The following is an 18,958-nucleotide window of genomic DNA, read 5'->3' as shown; positions in this document are numbered from 1 at the left end:
TTTAAAGACTGTGATTAACGATCACGGCGCCAGTCGCGGTTATCTCGGTCACGTTTCCAATCCCGATGATCTTTATGGTCCTTATTTTTCCAGTCATGATTTCTGTGGTCTCGATCATAATGTCCATTACGATCTCTGTTGCCACGATAATCATCATCCCAAGGATCAACCACACAACCGGTTAATGACACAGCCAATACAGAAAGTAATATCACTTTTTTCATCATGTCCATCACCTCTTACTGCACTCTGTCAGTATCAGGCGAGTTCATGGAGAGTGAACGGAGCCATTGTTGCACTCTTGTAGAGATTTATGCATGTTTTATGCATGGCCGTAAACCTCTTTTTTCTTAATTAGCATTCATGCTTTTATGAGAATTTGAACTTTCATTTGCATAAATCCAGCTAAATGGAAGCTTGGCTTTTGTTTAAATCTTGAGAATACTGCTGCCTTTGCTTATGACCTGATCTTTATGACTTGGCTGTTATTTATTCTTGGTGCAATGGTCGCAGGTTTTGTCCAGGGGCTGACCGGCTTTGCCTTTGCCATGATCGCCATGTCTTTCTGGGTCTGGGTGCTGCCTCCGCAACTGGCCGCGCCCTTGCTGGTATTTGCCTCGATCTGGAGTCATGTGATTTCACTCAGTCAGGAAAAAAAGCAGCTAGTTTTATCCAGGCAGTTGGTGCTGCCTTATCTGATTGCTGGTCTGATTGGCGTGCCGCTGGGTACTTATCTGTTGCAGATCATTCAAGCAGATACCTTTAAGATGATCTTGGGATTTTTTCTGGTACTGTGGTGTCCGGTGATGCTATTCAATCCGCAATTCAAAACAATTCAGCATTCAGGAAAATTGACTGATAGCTGCATCGGTTTTATTGGCGGAATTTTAGGAGGACTGGGCGGTTTTTGCGGTGCTATTCCTTCGGCCTGGGTGATGTTAAAACAATTACCCAAAACCCAGCAGCGCTATATTTTACGGCACTTTAATTTTGCAATTCAGCTTTTCACGCTGGGTACTTATGTATGGCAAGGCCTGATCAATCAAAGCCATTTACCCTATATGGCCTTGCTGATTGTTTTTGTGAGTATTCCGGCAATTTTAGGCGCAAAACTATTTTATAAAATTTCGGAATTACTGTTCAAACGCATGATCTTAAGTTTACTCTTTAGTGCAGGCTGTTTTCTATTAGCGTCCCAATTCATTTAAACACAAGATCAAGCCGAGTCTGTCTTCCCCGCTAAAGCTTGAATCCGGTGAAATAACTGCTATGTTAAGGCCAATCTTTGTAAATATAGATCATCATTATGCAGATTCGTGATCAGATTGTTCTTGTTACTGGTGGTGCACGTGGTTTGGGTTTAGCCATTACTCAGGCTTTACTGGCTGAGGGCGCGCGCGTGGTCGTCAATTATCATAGCAGTCAGCAGCAAGCTGAACAGCTGGCCCAGCAGTATCCTGAACAGGTATTTATTTATCAGGCAGATGTCACTCAAACTGATCAGGTCCGCGCTTTATTTGCCGCAGCTAAAACCCATTTCGGGGAAGCGATTCATGCTGTAATCAATAACGCACTGATTCAATTTGAATTTAATGGTGATGCACGCCCTAAAGTAGAAACGCTGACTTGGGATATGTTGCAACGGCAATTTAGCGGTGCAGTACAGGCTGCCTTAAATACTACACAAGCCGCACTGGATGATATGAAACAGGCAGGGTTTGGCCGGATCGTGAATATTGGTACAAACCTGGTGCAAAATCCGGTGGTTCCTTATCATGACTATACCACCGCCAAAGCTGCATTATTGGCCTTTACCCGCACCACGGCGCAGGACTTGGGACAATATGGCATCAATGTGAATATGCTCTCTGGTGGCCTGTTACAAACCACGGATGCCAGTAAGGCCACACCTGACATTGTCTTTGACCTGATTGCTCAATCGACGCCTTTACGCCGCGTAATTACACCAGAAGAATTTGCTGCTGCAATCCTGATGTTTTTGTCACCTTATTCACGTGCCGTCACAGGACAAAACCTGATTGTAGATGGTGGCTTGGTCAAAGGTTAAATGTTTAGAGAATGGACTTGAATTTTCAAATTCTGTTGTTCTATTTTTTAACCATTTGGTAGATTAAAAAGGTTTTGTGACCGGGTTTTACTTCTACAATAGTGCGCTCCCATAAAGCCTTTAGTCTACTTTCCATGAAATTTATCACGACATTGCTCAGTACCTTGCTACTGGCAGGTTGTATGTCCAGCGATTTGAAAAAATCAGAACAATTACTGCAAAATTTCCATTGTGCCAAGGTAGATACCGCCCAAATGCCACATAGCAGTATGACCGACTATTATCAGCAGATGTTGTATAGCAGCAAATCCAAAGTCGAGTCTTATATCAAACAGTATCATCAAGGTGAAGAGCTGTTTGACCTGCCACTGCATGAAGTGGTGGAGCAACAATATGATCTTTATAAAGATGCCTGCCAAAATCTGGGTGGAATTTTACCCGCTTCTGAAAATGCATCTTAAGTCTGTCAATCTTCATGATGATTAGGCAATAAAAAAGCAGGAGAATTTTCCTGCTTTTTTTCAACTCAATTTTAATTCTGATAATAGCGCTGATCTACGCTGAAGCATTCAGGGAATTTTGGCTGAATCTCTGCATAAAATGCCATGATTTCTGCCATGTCTTTTTCATAATCCCCTGTCGGATAAACAATTTTACCTACACCAGTTTTCTTCTTCTCATAATCCATATAGGCCAATGCAATCGGCACACCTGCATTAATCGCAACATGATAAAAACCTGTCTTCCACTGTTCCTGTTTAGCACGAGTCGCTTCTGGCGTGACCAGCATCACCAGTTTAGGATGGGTCTTGAATAATTCCGTCATCACCTGAACCATACTCGGACTAGGCTCCCCCGGCTGTTTAGGACGGCGATCAATCCCGATACCGCCCATAGCACGCACAAAAGGTCCAAATGGCAATTTCATATAACTGTCTTTAATGGTTAAGCGAACATTCACACCTAATGCTTTTAAGGCCAGTCGCGCATACAGTGCATCCCAATTACTGGTATGAGGCGCAGCAATCATGACACATTGGTCTAAATCTAAGGGCCAATGGTTATCAATTTCCCAACCCATCAGCCTCAGGCTTTGTTCTGCTAACTTCTCAAACACGTCACGCACCAATTCTATTCAAAATTGCGCGAATTTTAGCAACCTCGGCAAATATAGATAGTGCTCTATGATCAATAAATAAACAGTTAATCTATATTTGTATAATTAGAATTTTTAAATGAATAGTTGATTATTTTTGCCACCTTTCAACTTATCTCATACATCAATTTACGGATAGTTAAGATTGCTTCCCAATATAAATAGGAATTTCTTTCTAATTTAAAGGATTCATGCATTAAAAAGCTCTTAACCTCCTCATTTTGGGATATGGCAAATATAAGGGTCTTTTTATACTGAATCCACATTATAAATTTCAGGAAGATTCTAATGAAAAAGACTTTACTTTGTATTGCTTTAGCAGGGTTACTTAGTGCCTGTGGTGGTTCGGATGATAACTCAAGTACACCTCCAACAAGTAATATTGGAACCCAGACCGGGGTACTAACGGATGCTGTGATTGCTGGGGTACGCTATGTCACAAGTAGTGGTGCTACAGGTTTTACCAATGACGATGGTGAATTTAACTTCAATGAAGGAGAAACGGTTAAATTCTATATTGGTGATGTTCAACTCGGGAATGAAATTGAAGCAAAAGAACGTGTTACCCCTTTGGATTTAGCTGAGACTGAAAATGCTCGCCTTAACTTACTGGTATTTTTACAATCCTTAGATGGAGATGATAACGATGACAAACTTAAAATTAGTACGGCCACTACAGATGCCTTAAAAAATCAGAGTATCAATTTTGACCAACCTTATAATGACTTTAAAAATGAAGCTATTGTCAAAACAGTAATTCCTGAAGAAAAGTTAGTGAATGAAGAGGATGCTAAAGCACACTTCCAAGCGACCTTCTACAAAGATATTGCCGGCACTTGGGAGATTAACCGTACCGATAACACTGCTGTGTTGATTCACATTTTGGAAGATGGACGCTATGCACTAGGTGAAGCAGAAGCCAAAGATGAGAGTGGTCAAGCAGGCATTGAAATGGGCCGCTTAAAATGGAATGCAACAACAACCGTGATTGAACCGGAAATCCTGCATGATACCAATGGTGAATGGGGACTTTCACATCCTGCCGAGAATAAACCTTATTCTTTAAACTTTAATGGAACTCAATTAATTCTTACTGAACCAGGCGTTAATACTGAATACCGTTTAAATCGAGTTAAGCAGTCCAATAGTCTCGTCGGCACGTGGCGACTTAATGAAACGCACCTATTTGCTTTCTTCGATAACAACTATTATTTCTTCCTAGACACTGAAGGTGGAGATGACTGTGGTTGGCCAGGAATTGAATATGGCAAATATACATTGTCAGCAAATACTCTCACCACAACCGAGGTATTATTCGATACCAACGAGTGTGGTGGATTACAAGATAGTTCAAATGGCGGTAAGACAATTGCAAACATCAATATATCTAACAACAATCTTATCTTACATCCGCAAGGTGAAGATCCTGTAACTTTACAACGTGTTAAATAACCCACATAAACCGGCTTGAATATGAAATTCAAGCCGGTTTAATCAATATGTTCAAATTGAATGGTACAGCCCATCAATAAATGCATCAGTTCGATTTGCGAACAACATTGGGTTTTTTCATAAATATTTTTAAAATAAGTCCGCACCGAACTCAGCGTAATGCCACACTGTTCTGCAATATCTTCTATTTTATAACCATTAATTAATAACTCACATAAATCAAACTCTCTTTTGGAAAGCTGGTAACACTGTTGTAGGTAAGTTCTTGACAGGGAATAATGCTGGTTTTTATCCGTCATAAATAATGCAATCTGATGCTGAGCAGACTGTAAATGTTGCATATTTCTTAATTTCTTAAAGGGCACTACCGTCAGCATGAATTGCGAGCCTGCCCCATCACTCAACGCCAGGACTCCACCCACTTCAGTCTGAATGGTCGTATCTTCCAGCAAAGCGCTTTCCAGAAGCTGATCAAAACGTATCTGCTGACTATAATTGGTTTTTAGACGGTTATGTATATCGAGATCCAGACATGAACTTTGATCAAGCATCTTTTGCGCAATGGGATTGGAATAACTTAAACACAGGTTTTGATCAAGCAGTACAATTCCGGTTTTTAAACTGTCCAATACGGTATACAAGCTTAAATTATCTTGCTGAATCAAGTTGATTTGCCGGTGAATTTGCAAAGCCCGGCGTAAATGAATACTGATACGTCTTAGAAAATCCAGCTCAGGCTGTTCAAAAGGCTGTACTTCAGGTGCACGATGAATACCCAGTACCGCCCAACGATAATTTCCCCGATCCAGCAATACGCCCGCCAGATAAGATACACCGCCAGGCTTTAAACATTTTTCATAGAACACATAGTGATCTGTACCCGGCTGTTCTGCATAGTGCTGACAATTGTGACTCAGTGCATCGCCCATCTCGATCGCATTCCATAAGGGCATATGCAGTTTCATATCAATCACTCTGATACGCTCCTCTTGATAAGCGGCCAGACTTTCATTCGGGATATTGTGCGTATAGACAAAGTCATAGCCTGGATTAAGCTGATCCAGACCGGTAAAAATTGCACTCTTACTTTTAGTATAGCTCACGATATCTTTGATCACGTCCAGCCACAAAGATGGTAATACAGCAGCATCATAAATTTTTGCAATCAGATTATTTTCTTGTTCTAATTTCATTATCCCCTCCGCATTATCATTATTTTCTAATCATAGCGTTCAGAATTGGTTAACGAAACAGCATAAAGTGACTTTAAACTTGGCTAAAAATTCTTAAATCCTGCTCACTTATCAATAACTCTGGCCTCATTCACCTAATGAATCAAACTTTAACAAGATTGCCCTATTTATCTGTACTGACTACTTTTAATGTAATTCATAACAAATAATTTAATAGGGTTAAAACAATGAAAAAATTAACGCTTACTGCTGCGATAGCAGTCGTTCTTGCAGGAGCTTTAACCGCCTGTTCAAAGCCCAATGATAATGAGCCGATGAGTAATAATGCTCAATCCAGCCCAGCCATGATGGAGCAAAATAACGCGGATACTAGTGTGAACCGTGCTGATAGCGCAGAAACTTCGCTAGATTGGGCAGGTGAATACGAAGGTGTTTTTCCTTGTGCTGACTGTGAAGGGATTAAGGTCGAGTTAGATCTCAATCCGGATAAAACCTATGAGCTAAATGAGGAATATTTAGGTAAAGCTGGAAATAATGAGACGGAAACTAAAGGTAGTTTCAGTTTTGACCCTCAAGATCCTTCAATCATCACATTAGATAACAAAGCTGAAAACCGTAAATTCTTTGTTGGTGAAAATTTTGTTGAAGCACGCGAGATGAAATCAGGTAAAAAAATCGACAGTAATTTAAATTATAAATTAGTTAAAAAGTCCGCATCATAATTTTGTAAACGCATAAAAAAATCCCCGCTATTGCGGGGATTTTTTATGAAATGCTCGGATGATGAATTACATCATGCCGCCCATACCACCCATGCCACCCATATCAGGCATTGCAGGTTTGTCTTCTGGGATTTCAGTGATCATGCATTCAGTGGTCAGCATCAAGCCAGCAACAGAAGCGGCGTGCTCAAGTGCAGAACGCGTTACTTTAGCAGGGTCAAGAATACCCATTTCCAGCATATCGCCATATTCGCCAGTTGCAGCGTTATAACCGAAGTTACCTTCGCCATTCTTCACAGCGTTGATCACTACAGAAGGCTCATCACCTGCGTTAGATACGATTTGACGAAGCGGTGCTTCAATCGCACGACGAAGAATGTTGATACCTACGTTTTGGTCATCATTCGCGCCTGTTACGCCTTCAAGTGCAGATGCAGCACGTACTAGTGCAACACCACCACCCGCAACGACACCTTCTTCAACTGCAGCGCGAGTCGCATGAAGCGCGTCATCTACACGGTCTTTTTTCTCTTTCATTGCAACTTCAGTTGCAGCACCGATTTTGATGACAGCAACACCGCCAGCAAGTTTCGCTACACGCTCTTGAAGTTTTTCTTTGTCATATTCTGAAGTAGATTCTTCGATCTGTGCACGGATTTGCTGTACACGGTCAGCGATTTGGCCAGCATTACCAGCACCATCTACAATTACAGTATTTTCTTTAGATACAGTTACTTTATGTGCTGTACCCAAGTGATCAAGCGTCGTTTGATCCAGCTGCATGCCGATTTCTTCAGAAATCACAGTACCGCCAGTCAAGATCGCGATGTCTTGAAGCATAGCTTTACGACGATCACCAAAACCAGGTGCTTTCACCGCACATACTTTGATAATACCGCGCATGTTGTTGACAACAAGCGTCGCAAGCGCTTCGCCTTCAACATCTTCAGAAATGATTAAAAGCGGTTTGCCAGTTTTAGCAACAGCTTCAAGTACTGTAATCAATTCACGAATATTGCTGATTTTCTTATCAACAAGAAGAATGAATGGATTTTCAAGTTCAGCTGTTAAAGTATCTTGCTTGTTCGCGAAGTACGGAGAAATATAACCGCGGTCGAACTGCATGCCTTCAACTACGTCAAGCGAATCTTCGAAGCCTGAACCTTCTTCAACCGTGATCACGCCTTCTTTGCCCACTTTTTCCATTGCTTGCGCAATCAGCTGACCTACAGTCGTATCAGAGTTAGCAGAGATCGAACCTACTTGTTCAATCGCTTTAGAGTCTGATGCTGGTTTTGCAGTTGCCTTGATGTTTTCAACTACAGAACGTACCGCAATATCGATACCGCGTTTCAAGTCCATTGGGTTCATACCCGCTGTTACTGACTTGATGCCTTCATTCAAAATTGCTTGTGCCAATACAGTTGCAGTCGTTGTACCATCACCTGCGATGTCATTGGTTTTTGAAGAAACTTCACGAACCAGTTGAGCACCCATGTTCTCGAACTTGTCTTTCAGCGTAATTTCTTTGGCAACAGTGACACCATCTTTAGTGATGTGCGGTGCACCAAAAGAACGGTCGATAACAACGTTACGGCCCTTAGGACCCAAAGTAACCTTTACTGCATCTGCAAGGGTGTTTACACCAGCAATCATTTTTGAACGAGCTGAATCACCAAATTTTACGTCTTTAGCTGACATATTTGACTCCGAATATTGTTGTATCTTTACAAAATCTGATTTGGAATGAATAAAACTTTTTTAGCGCAGATTAAGCTTCTAATACCGCTAAAATGTCAGATTCTTTCATGATTAAAAGCTCTTCGCCGTTTACTTTTACAGTAGTGCCTGCATAAGTACCGAACAATACTTTGTCGCCAACTTTTACGTCTAACGCGCGTACGCCATTGTCAGTGATTTGACCATTACCAACTGCAATGATTTCACCTTGAGCAGGTTTTTCAGCAGCCGAACCTGGAAGTAAAATGCCCCCAGCTGTTTTAGTTTCTTCTTCAACACGACGAATAACAACGCGGTCATGTAATGGACGAATGTTGCTCATAAATAACTCCATCAGACTAAGTCTTTTTTAGGTCACTGATGACGACTTAATTATTCCATGGGTCATCATCAAAAATTTTTGATGTCACTTTTATGGAGATGGAATAAAACGCTTCAAGGGCAAAAATGAAAAAAAATTGGTTTTTTTTAACGAATCATAGGTTTTCGTCTATTTATTCGGCAGATCAGCCTTCAACATAAAGGCTTGTGCCACTTCATCGAATAAATATTGAGAAATTTTTCCTGTGGCATCAATCAGATTAAAGCTGTTCGGTTCATCTTTATGTAGACGATTTGACGCAGAAGTCCCTGCATGTACATCATATACAGGATGATCCATCCCCAATCCGAACATCTGATTCAAATCATAAATCGCCGGTTGATGCAGATGCCCATGCAACACCGCAAACAGACCATGCTCTGCCCAGGCCTCTAAAGCAATTTTGGCCATCAATGGGCTGTCCTTGAAACCGCGCTTATTTTGAAAAGGCACATAAAAAGGCTGATGGCTGACAATGATTTTTAATTTGGAAGCAGGCGCCTGCGCCAGCGTCAGGTCAATACGCTGAATCTGCTCAAGGGATAAATGCCCTTTGGTATGATATCGACGTCGGATCGAATTCACCCCAATCAGATAAAAATTTTCAGTTTCAAATATTGGCTCCAATTCACCAAAAAAAATCTGGTAACGGGTAAATGGATTGAAAAGCCGATTCCACAAATGATAGAGCGGAATATCATGATTCCCCGGGATCACCATATAAGGCGTATTGAGCTGATCTAAAAATTTTTTGCAGGCAAAGAATTGACCCAAACGTGCGCGCTGAGTCAGGTCACCACTGATGACGACGGCTTCAAGTGGATGGGTCTGACAGAAATGCCGAATCGCTTCTAAACACTCCGGCTTCTCTGTTCCAAAATGCAGATCAGACAGATGCAGGATCATGTGGCACCATTACGTTTAGGCTATCTTTTAATACAGAAATATTGAGTGGCGGGGCCATTTCCACAATTTCCCCATCAATCGCTACCATCAGTTTCTTGGCTCGGGATTCGATTCGAACTTGATCGGCTGCAAAACTATAAACATCCGATGCCTGGTCAATCTTGCCACGAATCAGCTGATACACTAGCTTAAATAAAGTAAGCTTATCACTTTTAGAAACTACAACTCCCGCCACTTTGCCTTTTTCAGCCGCTTCTGCAATGCGCATTTTCATATCCGCCAGTTGCAAGGGATTATTGCCAAAAAAAATCAGTGGTGTTTTTACCGGATATTTCTTTTGATCTACCCAGATTTTTAGTTTTAATTCTTTACGGTCGCGAATTAAAACATCCAGTGCAGAAGTATAGGCATGTAGCGGTAAGCGACCAAAAATACGATTATAGTCTTCACGTTTTTTAATAAATAAAGGATATAGACCTAAACTGGCATTATTCAGATAAATTTCCTGATTGATACGAGCAACATTCATACGTTGTGGCTGTCCTGTCGCAATCACTTTTGCCGCTTCAAGCAAATCCAGCGGAATCCCCAATAATCTCGCCACATAGTTAAAAGTCCCTAAAGGCAAAATACCGACAGGAATTTGCGTATTCAACACATGTTTGGCGACTGTATTTAAAGTGCCATCTCCGCCTGCCGCAACGATGATTCCTGACTCGCTAGATGCCAAATGCTGTTCAAGCACCTCAACCATAATTTTATCAAATTGCTGTGAATCATTGATTTCATAAGCTTTAGTTTGATAACCCTGCGCTGAAAATATATCGATCAGCTGTTCATAAATGCCTTCTGGCCCCTGTATGCGAAAACCAGCTTTATGATTAAAAATCAGCGATAAGGGTTTAGATTGATTAGACATTTTTCGCGCAATTTCATTGAAGCCTATTGGCATTTTGTCCAATTCATAGACAATTAACAGTGGCTTTATGTAAAATTCAAATGGCAACCATTTATTTAATCAATAATGAATATTAGAGATCTTATAAAACTAAGATAATGATTTTAATATCAATTTTTAAAATAAATACCACTCATCACTTATATAAATAACCTTAATAATTCAAATATTTAGTTTTATCTTGTTGTTTTACTTATATTTATAAATAAAATAGCATTATATTCCAAAAGAAATCTAGCACTTCTTTGGTCTTATTTTTTTTATCATTTTATGCTTTAATACAGCCACTTTTTTTCATACTTCATCTGGGCGATATTTTTTATTGCTCGGATTGTACTTTGTACATCTAATTTGTACACATTTGAGATAGGCCTCACCATGACCCAAGTGAACGCACCAGAATTCGTTCGTCACCCTAAGCTTATTGCTTGGGTGGAAGAGATTGCTAAATTAACAAAACCAGCAAAAATTGAATGGTGTGACGGTAGCGCAGAAGAATATCAACGTTATATCGACTTGATGATCGCTAACGGCACAATGCAAGCGCTGAATCAAGAAACTCATCCTGGTTCTTATCTTGCAAATTCTGATCCTTCTGACGTAGCACGTGTTGAAGATCGTACTTACATCTGTTCTGAAAACAAAGACGATGCTGGCGCGACCAACAACTGGGAAGCACCTGCTGTCATGCGCGAAAAATTGAACGGTTTATTTGACGGTTCAATGGCAGGTCGTACACTTTATGTGGTTCCATTCTCAATGGGTCCATTGGGTTCTCATATCGCTCATATCGGTATCGAGTTAACTGACTCTCCTTACGTTGCAGTAAGCATGTCTAAAATGGCTCGTATGGGTAAAGCTGTTTATGACGTTCTTGGTACTGACGGTGAATACGTTCCTTGCGTACACACTGTAGGTGCTCCGCTTGCGAACGGCGAAAAAGATGTTGCATGGCCTTGCAACAAAGAAAAATACATCGTGCATTACCCAGAAACTCGTGAGATCTGGTCTTATGGTTCTGGTTATGGCGGTAACGCATTGTTGGGTAAAAAATGCCTGGCATTACGTATTGCATCATTTATGGGTCGTCAACAAGGCTGGTTAGCTGAACACATGCTGATCCTTGGCGTGACCAATCCACAAGGCGAAAAACACTACATCGCAGCTGCATTCCCATCTGCATGTGGTAAAACAAACTTCGCTATGTTGATTCCACCAGCAGGCTATGAAGGCTGGAAGATTGAAACTGTAGGTGACGATATTGCTTGGATCAAACCAGGTGAAGACGGTCGCTTATATGCAATCAACCCTGAAGCTGGCTTCTTCGGTGTAGCGCCTGGTACCAACACCAAGACCAACCCGAACTGTATGGCAACCATGCACAAAGACGTGATTTATACAAACGTCGCTGTGACTGACAACGGTGAAGTATGGTGGGAAGGTCTGACTAAAGAAGCGCCTGCCAACCTGACTAACTGGAAAGGTCAACCACACACTGGCGAAGAAAAAGCAGCGCATCCAAATGCTCGTTTCACAGTTGCAGCTGGTCAATGCCCTTCTATTGACGCTGACTGGGAAAATCCAGCTGGCGTGCCAATTTCTGCGTTCATCTTCGGTGGTCGCCGTGCAGACACTGTGCCTCTAATTTCAGAAGCATTTGACTGGGTTGACGGTGTTTACAAAGCTGCAACGATGGGCTCTGAAACAACTGCTGCTGCTGTTGGTCAACAAGGTGTTGTTCGTCGTGACCCGTTCGCGATGCTGCCATTCGCTGGCTACAACATGGCGGATTACTTCACGCACTGGTTAGAAATGGGCGAGCAAGTGGGCGCGAAAGCTGCCGCTGCTGGCAACAAACTTCCAGGTATCTACAACGTGAACTGGTTCCGTCGTGATGCTGAAGGCAACTTCGTATGGCCTGGTTTCGGTCAAAACATGCGTGTTCTTGAGTGGATCATTGACCGTTGTGAAGGTCGTGCTGAGGCTGTTGAAACACCAATTGGCCTAGTTCCTACTTATGAACAGTTGAACTGGACTGGTTCTGACTTCACTAAAGAACAATTTGACCTAGTAACTTCTCAAGATAAAGATCAATGGATCAAAGAACTTGAAAGCCATACTGAATTGTTCGACAAGCTAGGTGAGCGTTTACCGGAAGCGTTAAAAACTCGTCAAGCAGAACTTATTGCTGCGGTTAAATCTGCTTAATTGCTGATTTAATTTAAAAAAGGTCGCGTAAGCGGCCTTTTTTATTGGCTGTTTAAACAATTGATCACAATTGACCAGAGCAGCAGTTTAAGCAAAATATGGCATACTTAAGCCAAGACTTCAGGAACTATAAATATGAAAAGAACAACAGTAATTTTGGCTATGGCTGCGAGCAGTTTCGTACTGAGTGCATGTCAGACCACACCCCATCAATTCAATGGACAAAGTGGCTATGAAATTCTGGAACGTTCAGGCAATACAGCAACCTTGAGCTACACCCTCTCAGGACGACCAAGCCAGGATGAAAATCGCTTGCAAGCCGCTTGCAGACACGTATTAGGAAATTCCAAAACTTACAACATCCAGATTTTAAGTACCAATGAAATTTCCAATCCAACTGCGGAACAGGAAAACTATGGCCGCCAACTGGGTAATAGCCGCACGCAAATCAGCTTGAGCAATACGCCTGATTTACATAATAGCGAGAACCCGGGTGCACGCGAAGCTTTAGAAGCCCGCCCTACGACCATGCGGGTTATTCGTTATACCTGTTCTTAATATCTGATACTTAGTTACTTAATCAGAGTAAGACAATCAAAAAGGGCCTAGTGCCCTTTTTAATTTTTTAAATTTAACGTGTTTTATAGAAACTGACATTACGAAATTCGGGCGATTCATCCAAATCCGGCCAGGTCGTCGCACTACGCTCATCCAGTTTTTCATATTGAGGATGACTAAAGTTTTTTACCCGACTGTCTGCAACCCACACCTCAGGTGCAAATTTTAAAAGCTCATCCAGGAAGAAACGGTTACATTGATCATAGAGCACATCTGCGGCTAATAAAATATCCACTTTCTCTGCCTTATATAGGTCATCCAGATATTCAAGCTCGACATCATTTAGCTCTGCATTGGCACGACAGGCATCTAGACTAACTTGATCGATATCACAGCAGATCACACGTTTTGCACCTGCCATTTTCGCCGCAATGGCAACTACGCCCGATCCCGCCCCAAAATCCAAAACTACTTTGTCTTTAACATGATGCGGCTCTGCCAATAGCCACTGCGCCATCGCCAAGCCTGAGGCCCAGCAAAAGATCCAGTATGGTGTATCATTCCAAATGCGACGAATCACCTCATCATCCAGCTTATCTGTTGGGAATACTGGCGGAATCAGCCACAGGGAAATGGGTGTATCCGGCAATTGCTGTGCATGTAGCTCACAGTGTGGAATCACATCATGCAAGGCTTTTAGTAGATGTTCTGGGGCTTGAGGGAGTCGGAAGGTGCAGCTCATTAGATTTCTTTTAATTAGTATTAATGTCTTTGAAGAATCTCCCCTAGCCCCTCTTTAAAAAAGAGGGGGAAACTCCATCCAAAAATAGTGATCAGAGTTCCCTCCTTTGAAAAAGGAGGGTTAGGGAGGATTTGATTAACCTAAAGCTTTTTCAGCAGCTTCAACCGTTTGACGGATTAAAGTGGTAATCGTCATTGGACCTACACCACCCGGAACTGGTGTGTAAGCAGAAGCAATTTCTTCAATGCCAACAAGTTGGATATCACCAACACCACCGCCATCACGTGGATGGAAACCAGCATCAACAACCACTGCACCTTGTTTGATCCAGTCTTTTTGAATTAATTCTGCTTTACCTACCGCACCGACAATGATATCTGCTTGCTTAATAAAGCTTGCAAGATCTTGAGTACGTGAATGGCAAATGGTTACGGTTGCATTCGCTTCTAGCAGCATCGCAGCCATTGGTTTACCCAAAATTGCAGAACGACCTACAACTACCGCATGTTTACCAGCGATTTCAATGTTGTTCTCTTTCAGGATAGTCATAATACCCGCAGGCGTCGCTGAACCATAGGCTGCCTCACCCATTGCCATACGACCATAGCCCAGGCAAGTGACACCATCTACGTCTTTTTCAAGCGAGATTGCATCGAAACAGGCACGCTCATCAATTTGCGCAGGAACCGGGTGCTGAAGCAGAATACCGTGCACATCAGGATTTGCATTTAATTTTTCAATTTCAGCCAATAATTCTTCAGTTGTGGTTTCTTTAGGAAGTTCCACTTTGAGTGAATCCATACCAACACGGCGGCAGGCATTGCCTTTCATGCGAACATAAGTTGCAGATGCACCATCGTCACCTACCAAAATCGTCGCAAGAATTGGAGTACGACCTGATTTTGCTTTCAGCGCTTCTACGCGAGTAAACAAGTCAGCTTCAATTTGCTTCGCCAATGCACGACCGTCTAGAACTAATGCCACGGCACTTCTCCCAAGTGTTGATATGAATCAATTTTGCACATTCTACATGAATAATTTAAATATTTTCCGCCAGATGATGTTTTTATGCGCATACAGATGAATACACTATTGTTTTTTTTTCTGAGCTTGCTAATATACGCATCAACAAGACGCGGCGGGGTGGCAGAGTGGTCATGCAGCGGACTGCAACTCCGTGGACGCCGGTTCGATTCCGACCTCCGCCTCCATCTTGTTAAAGCCCGAGTGGTGAAATCGGTAGACACAGGGGATTTAAAATCCCCCGCCCACAAAGCGTGCCAGTTCGAGTCTGGCCTCGGGCACCATTCTTCTACTATAGAAAGATGGTGCAAATAAAGAACCCAGCGAAAGCTGGTTTTTTTATGTCTGTAATTTAGTTAGTCAAAAAATAAGTAAATTAAATTCCCATTTAAAGTGTCATCATTAATCAGGCTCTCCTGCTCTGCTTTCTCAATATCATCCAGCAGAACGTAAATATCCTTGCAAATCCTGTTCCAGTTTCTGCTGAAAATGAATCGGCTCAATAATTTTCACATAGGGCAACCAGTAACGCACCAAAGGCAACAACTGCATTTCGTGACGAATCTGGCAACTGATCACTAACTCTCCAGTCTCGGCTTCCTGCTCGATCTGCTGTTCTGGAAATAAACGGCGCTCTTTAAAAAAAACCGTGACTTCAGGTTGTACCTTGATTAAGACTTGCTGCTTTTGCTGCCCAAACCAGATGCTGTCTTCATCTGCCAGCATTTTCAGTATTTCAGGATCATGCGCAAAGCTCTCCGCCTCAGAAACCAACTTGAGCTGTTGCACCTGACTTAAGCGATAGGTGCGCAGCTTGCTTTCACTCACAGCAGCCAAGTACCAGATACCATGATGGTGAATCAGACGATAGGGCTGGATGATTTGCAATTGATCTGAATATTGCAGCTTAACCTGCTCACGTTTATAGATTGCACTTGCAAGCAGCTTGAAATGCTCGGCAAACTGTTTAGCATCTTCAAAATAATAGCCTTTTGCCAAAAATACCTGATTTGCCCGTTCATCCAGCAGTTCACGCATAAAAGACATATCCAACGCCGGATACAACTCACTGATCCCCGAAAGCTGGGCAAAAGTCTGGATATCCTGCAATTTAAACCGACCTAAATAAGAGGGTTCCAGATAATATCGTTTCTGTTCATCTTGAAGTAAGGGTAAGTAAGAGCCTAGACGATCAAAATCAAGCTCAATGGTGCGGGTGCTGACCTGAAATTCTGCAGCTAGCTCTGCAGCCCGGAGTTGATATCCGACGTTTAATTTGGTCAAAATTCTGGCTAAACGCTCTGCAAGACGCTCATGTGTTGAAGCTGGGCGCTTCATAAATCCCCACTTAATACATTCTCATGTACTTATTTATCGCTAGATGTTGAATGATTATACTGAATGCCGATCAATGAATAATATTAGGACAAAGTCTAAGATATTTTTTTGCATCAGATCTTGACCCTTTATTCACCCTAAACATACAAGATCTTATTTGGATTTTCTGGATGCTTTCTTGCTTGAATGACGATTTTGTATTGTTAATCTTTCTATATAACGCTCCAGATGCAGCATCGCCCGATACATTTTATGTAACTCTACCCAGCTGATGGTTCCGCGAATAATCATTTTATGAATACGTCGTAATGCTCTTAAACTATGTTTTGAACTATATGCTGTTGAAATAATTTTCATCTTATTTTCCCTCTCACATTCATGTGAATGTTTAACCATTTGGTCGGAATTATCTATATATGCAATTTACGTGTCATTCTTGACAGGTTGTGTCGAACAGTTGGCATTTTTTTAATTTTTATTCAAAATTCTATATATTTATTTGTAATAATTTTTACTCGAAATTAAAAAATGCCAGCAAAATTACTGGCATTTTTTGACTCAATAAGCTGCGATTAGATAATTTCAACCACGACTTTACCGACATGCTCTCCTGTATCCATTGCTGCATGAGCATCCTGAATCTGATCAAACTTAAAGGTTTTATAAATCATAGGCAGACATTCGCCTTTGGCCCATAATGGTGCGATCTGTGCTTTCAGACCCTGTGCAATTTCTGCTTTTTCAGCTGTGGTGCGTGCACGCATGGTCGAACCGGTAATGGTCAGACGTTTCATCATGATTTGACCCAGTTTGACTTCTTTGGCCTTGGCACCCCCCAAGAAAGCGATATAGACCAGACGTCCATCACGGCGCAACAAATTCAAATTACGCTCTAAATATGGTGCACCGACCATATCTAAAATGACATCGACACCACCATTGTCAGTGGCTTCATTAATAACTTGCTCAAAGTCCTGAGTTTTATAATTAATAGCCGTGGTTAAATCAGAAATAGCCGCAACTTTTTCATCTGAACCGACAGTTGCAAAAGTTTTGATTCCGAGTGATTTACACAACATTAAAGCAGTCGTACCAATCCCGCTCGTTCCACCATGTACCAGTACAGTTTCCCCTGCTTTGGCCTTACCCATCTGGAACACGTTCGCCCATACAGTAAAGAAAGTTTCAGGAATGGCCGCTGCCTGTACAAAACTTACGCCTTCAGGAATATTCAAGGTCTGGCTTTCTGGCACTACGCAATATTCAGCATAACCGCCACCATTGGTCAGGCCACAAACCTTGTCACCGACTTTAAACTGGCTCACATCGCTACCGATCGCAACCACTTCACCTGCCACTTCCAGACCAGGAACTGGCGTTACCCCTTTCGGCATTGGATATAAACCTTGACGCTGCAGGATATCTGGACGGTTAATACCAAAGGCATGGACTTTCACCAGAACTTCATCTGCTTTAGGTTCAGGTACAGTCACCGTTTCATAAGCGAGTTTATCGACACCACCCGGTTCTGTAATAATGACTTGCTGCATGGTTTGTTGCGACATGATTTCTTTCCCTAATCTATGCATTTCATATATCTTGGACTTATTTGAACATAGTTAGCATGAGGAATGAAGCTACATCGGACTTATGTATAATCGGGGGACTATTCAGGAAATTGATAATAGGCCGACCATGACCCAAGTGATGGAATATAATGAAAACAATTACAGTGATTTTGAGTGGTTTGAAGGTTTTGCTGTGATTCGCTTTTATGCAGACTGGTGCAAGCCTTGTGTTCAGAATTTTCCGGTCTTTGCCGAACTGGCGACATACTATGCAGAGGTAAATCCTGAAGTTAAATTTGGCAAGATCAATGTGGATCAGTCTCCGATTTTAACCTTGCGCTATAATGCCTATGGTTTGCCTTCTACGCTTATTTTTAGAAATGGAGAAATTATTAAAAGGATTGCAGGCGTGAAAAGTTTAACCGAAATGAAAGTAATTCTGGCCTTAGTCCTCAATGATTCTTATGAGTAATTAAATTACCCATGTAAAGCTAAATCTAACAAAAATATTTTTTTTAGCTCACTATCTAAAATACAGAGCCTTTAATTAACTACGCCCTTTATATTCCTTTACCATATTTTCACTCACATCTTCCGGATAACATAGTGGCGCATATCCGCCTGCACGGTTATAAGCACTGCGTTTACCACAGCGACTACCATTACGTGCAGTATTGTAAGGGCATGGGCAATTGCCCGAATAACTCTCAATCGACTGCTGGATTATTTTTTGCTTGATCGATTCAGTACTGGTTGTGGTTTGCTTGGCATCTACTCCAAAAGCCATACACAAACTAGCCAGCAATATTAATTTTTTCATATATTCCCCAAATCTAGGGAGTATTGTATTAATTGACTAGTAAATTGAAAGATCACATTTTGACTAATCGAATGATTTTCATGCAATCAAAATTTAGGCAATAAAAAAACCCGCTTTCCAGCGGGTTTTTTCAAATTAGCCCAGT

At 41.7% G+C, this 18,958-nt stretch carries 21 protein-coding genes and 2 tRNA genes; 10 read left to right on the top strand and 13 right to left on the bottom strand.

Annotated elements, in window-relative coordinates:
- Positions 1 to 14: 14 nt before the first annotated feature.
- Positions 15 to 227 carry a hypothetical protein gene (locus tag NI455_RS05230; protein WP_004646324.1) on the bottom strand — a complete coding sequence of 71 codons (213 nt, stop codon included), beginning with the start codon at positions 225 to 227 and terminating at the stop codon, positions 15 to 17.
- A 246-nt stretch (positions 228 to 473) separates the two neighbouring features.
- On the opposite strand from NI455_RS05230, the gene NI455_RS05225 reads away from it, so the two are divergent.
- The 3 genes from NI455_RS05225 to NI455_RS05215 all read left to right on the top strand — a co-directional run bounded on the left by NI455_RS05225 (position 474) and on the right by NI455_RS05215 (position 2,529).
- Complete coding sequence (locus NI455_RS05225) at positions 474 to 1,208, top strand: sulfite exporter TauE/SafE family protein (protein WP_253112812.1); 735 nt, start codon at positions 474 to 476, stop codon at positions 1,206 to 1,208.
- A 98-nt stretch (positions 1,209 to 1,306) separates the two neighbouring features.
- A complete protein-coding gene (locus NI455_RS05220; protein WP_005246935.1) occupies positions 1,307 to 2,068 on the top strand; it encodes a 3-oxoacyl-ACP reductase in 762 nt (253 codons plus the stop codon).
- A gap of 134 nt (positions 2,069 to 2,202) precedes the next feature.
- Positions 2,203 to 2,529 (top strand): hypothetical protein, encoded by a 327-nt coding sequence (locus NI455_RS05215; RefSeq protein WP_005107497.1) that lies wholly within the window; start codon positions 2,203 to 2,205, stop codon positions 2,527 to 2,529.
- A gap of 71 nt (positions 2,530 to 2,600) precedes the next feature.
- Here the strand turns inward: NI455_RS05215 and NI455_RS05210 are convergent, their stop codons facing one another.
- On the bottom strand, positions 2,601 to 3,149 hold the full coding sequence (locus tag NI455_RS05210) for a 1-acyl-sn-glycerol-3-phosphate acyltransferase (protein ID WP_085064787.1): 549 nt from the start codon (positions 3,147 to 3,149) through the stop codon (positions 2,601 to 2,603).
- Positions 3,150 to 3,512: 363 nt separating this feature from the next.
- Here NI455_RS05210 and NI455_RS05205 point away from each other — a divergent pair, with 363 nt between their 5' ends.
- Positions 3,513 to 4,676, top strand: coding sequence for a putative periplasmic lipoprotein (locus NI455_RS05205; protein WP_253112810.1), 1,164 nt, complete (start codon positions 3,513 to 3,515; stop codon positions 4,674 to 4,676).
- A 38-nt stretch (positions 4,677 to 4,714) separates the two neighbouring features.
- Here the strand turns inward: NI455_RS05205 and NI455_RS05200 are convergent, their stop codons facing one another.
- Positions 4,715 to 5,869: a LuxR C-terminal-related transcriptional regulator gene (locus tag NI455_RS05200; RefSeq protein ID WP_005267061.1), complete on the bottom strand. Its 1,155-nt coding sequence runs from the start codon at positions 5,867 to 5,869 to the stop codon at positions 4,715 to 4,717.
- Positions 5,870 to 6,096: 227 nt separating this feature from the next.
- Between NI455_RS05200 and NI455_RS05195 the strand changes: the two genes are divergently transcribed.
- Positions 6,097 to 6,591: a copper resistance protein NlpE gene (locus NI455_RS05195; protein ID WP_005107501.1), complete on the top strand. Its 495-nt coding sequence runs from the start codon at positions 6,097 to 6,099 to the stop codon at positions 6,589 to 6,591.
- Between the two features lie 66 nt (positions 6,592 to 6,657).
- Here the strand turns inward: NI455_RS05195 and groL are convergent, their stop codons facing one another.
- From groL to NI455_RS05175, 4 genes are all read right to left on the bottom strand, one after another.
- Complete coding sequence (gene groL / locus NI455_RS05190) at positions 6,658 to 8,292, bottom strand: chaperonin GroEL (RefSeq protein WP_004279474.1); 1,635 nt, start codon at positions 8,290 to 8,292, stop codon at positions 6,658 to 6,660.
- A 70-nt stretch (positions 8,293 to 8,362) separates the two neighbouring features.
- Entirely contained in the window at positions 8,363 to 8,653 is a 291-nt protein-coding gene (locus NI455_RS05185) for a co-chaperone GroES (RefSeq protein ID WP_004646315.1), read from the bottom strand.
- 168 nt (positions 8,654 to 8,821) lie between these two features.
- The gene (locus NI455_RS05180) at positions 8,822 to 9,598 is read right to left on the bottom strand and encodes a metallophosphoesterase family protein (RefSeq protein WP_004646314.1); all 777 of its coding nucleotides are present in this window, start codon (positions 9,596 to 9,598) and stop codon (positions 8,822 to 8,824) included.
- The gene (locus NI455_RS05175; RefSeq protein ID WP_034438446.1) at positions 9,579 to 10,517 is read right to left on the bottom strand and encodes a diacylglycerol/lipid kinase family protein; all 939 of its coding nucleotides are present in this window, start codon (positions 10,515 to 10,517) and stop codon (positions 9,579 to 9,581) included. The genes NI455_RS05180 and NI455_RS05175 overlap by 20 nt, the downstream gene beginning before the upstream one ends.
- Before the next feature lie 417 nt (positions 10,518 to 10,934).
- Between NI455_RS05175 and NI455_RS05170 the strand changes: the two genes are divergently transcribed.
- Entirely contained in the window at positions 10,935 to 12,764 is a 1,830-nt protein-coding gene (locus tag NI455_RS05170) for a phosphoenolpyruvate carboxykinase (GTP) (RefSeq protein WP_004730232.1), read from the top strand.
- A 135-nt stretch (positions 12,765 to 12,899) separates the two neighbouring features.
- Entirely contained in the window at positions 12,900 to 13,322 is a 423-nt protein-coding gene (locus NI455_RS05165) for a hypothetical protein (protein WP_004646311.1), read from the top strand.
- Positions 13,323 to 13,395: 73 nt separating this feature from the next.
- On the opposite strand, the gene NI455_RS05160 is transcribed toward NI455_RS05165, so the two are convergent.
- Positions 13,396 to 14,064 (bottom strand): class I SAM-dependent methyltransferase, encoded by a 669-nt coding sequence (locus NI455_RS05160; protein WP_253112808.1) that lies wholly within the window; start codon positions 14,062 to 14,064, stop codon positions 13,396 to 13,398.
- A gap of 135 nt (positions 14,065 to 14,199) precedes the next feature.
- Entirely contained in the window at positions 14,200 to 15,048 is an 849-nt protein-coding gene (gene folD, locus NI455_RS05155; RefSeq protein WP_253112806.1) for a bifunctional methylenetetrahydrofolate dehydrogenase/methenyltetrahydrofolate cyclohydrolase FolD, read from the bottom strand.
- Between the two features lie 153 nt (positions 15,049 to 15,201).
- Here folD and NI455_RS05150 point away from each other — a divergent pair.
- Together NI455_RS05150 and NI455_RS05145 are read left to right on the top strand one after the other, a co-directional pair.
- Positions 15,202 to 15,275 (top strand) — tRNA-Cys (locus tag NI455_RS05150).
- Between the two features lie 10 nt (positions 15,276 to 15,285).
- Positions 15,286 to 15,371, top strand: a tRNA-Leu gene (locus NI455_RS05145).
- A gap of 151 nt (positions 15,372 to 15,522) precedes the next feature.
- Here NI455_RS05145 and NI455_RS05140 read toward each other — a convergent pair.
- The 3 genes from NI455_RS05140 to NI455_RS05130 form a co-directional block, all read right to left on the bottom strand.
- Positions 15,523 to 16,425 (bottom strand): helix-turn-helix transcriptional regulator, encoded by a 903-nt coding sequence (locus tag NI455_RS05140; protein WP_253112805.1) that lies wholly within the window; start codon positions 16,423 to 16,425, stop codon positions 15,523 to 15,525.
- 153 nt (positions 16,426 to 16,578) lie between these two features.
- The gene (locus tag NI455_RS05135; RefSeq protein ID WP_004646307.1) at positions 16,579 to 16,782 is read right to left on the bottom strand and encodes a hypothetical protein; all 204 of its coding nucleotides are present in this window, start codon (positions 16,780 to 16,782) and stop codon (positions 16,579 to 16,581) included.
- 215 nt (positions 16,783 to 16,997) lie between these two features.
- Complete coding sequence (locus tag NI455_RS05130; RefSeq protein WP_253098977.1) at positions 16,998 to 17,990, bottom strand: NAD(P)H-quinone oxidoreductase; 993 nt, start codon at positions 17,988 to 17,990, stop codon at positions 16,998 to 17,000.
- A gap of 130 nt (positions 17,991 to 18,120) precedes the next feature.
- Here NI455_RS05130 and NI455_RS05125 point away from each other — a divergent pair, with 130 nt between their 5' ends.
- Positions 18,121 to 18,465 carry a thioredoxin family protein gene (locus tag NI455_RS05125; RefSeq protein ID WP_253098975.1) on the top strand — a complete coding sequence of 115 codons (345 nt, stop codon included), beginning with the start codon at positions 18,121 to 18,123 and terminating at the stop codon, positions 18,463 to 18,465.
- Positions 18,466 to 18,540: 75 nt separating this feature from the next.
- Here NI455_RS05125 and NI455_RS05120 read toward each other — a convergent pair whose 3' ends face one another.
- Positions 18,541 to 18,813 carry a hypothetical protein gene (locus tag NI455_RS05120; protein ID WP_195724982.1) on the bottom strand — a complete coding sequence of 91 codons (273 nt, stop codon included), beginning with the start codon at positions 18,811 to 18,813 and terminating at the stop codon, positions 18,541 to 18,543.
- Between the last annotated feature and the right edge of the window lie 145 nt (positions 18,814 to 18,958).

It is taken from the genome of Acinetobacter lwoffii, assembly GCF_024129435.1.
GTDB lineage: Bacteria > Pseudomonadota > Gammaproteobacteria > Pseudomonadales > Moraxellaceae > Acinetobacter > Acinetobacter lwoffii_F.
Note: the sequence above shows the minus strand (reverse complement) of the source record. Positions and strands in the feature narration are given on the sequence as shown.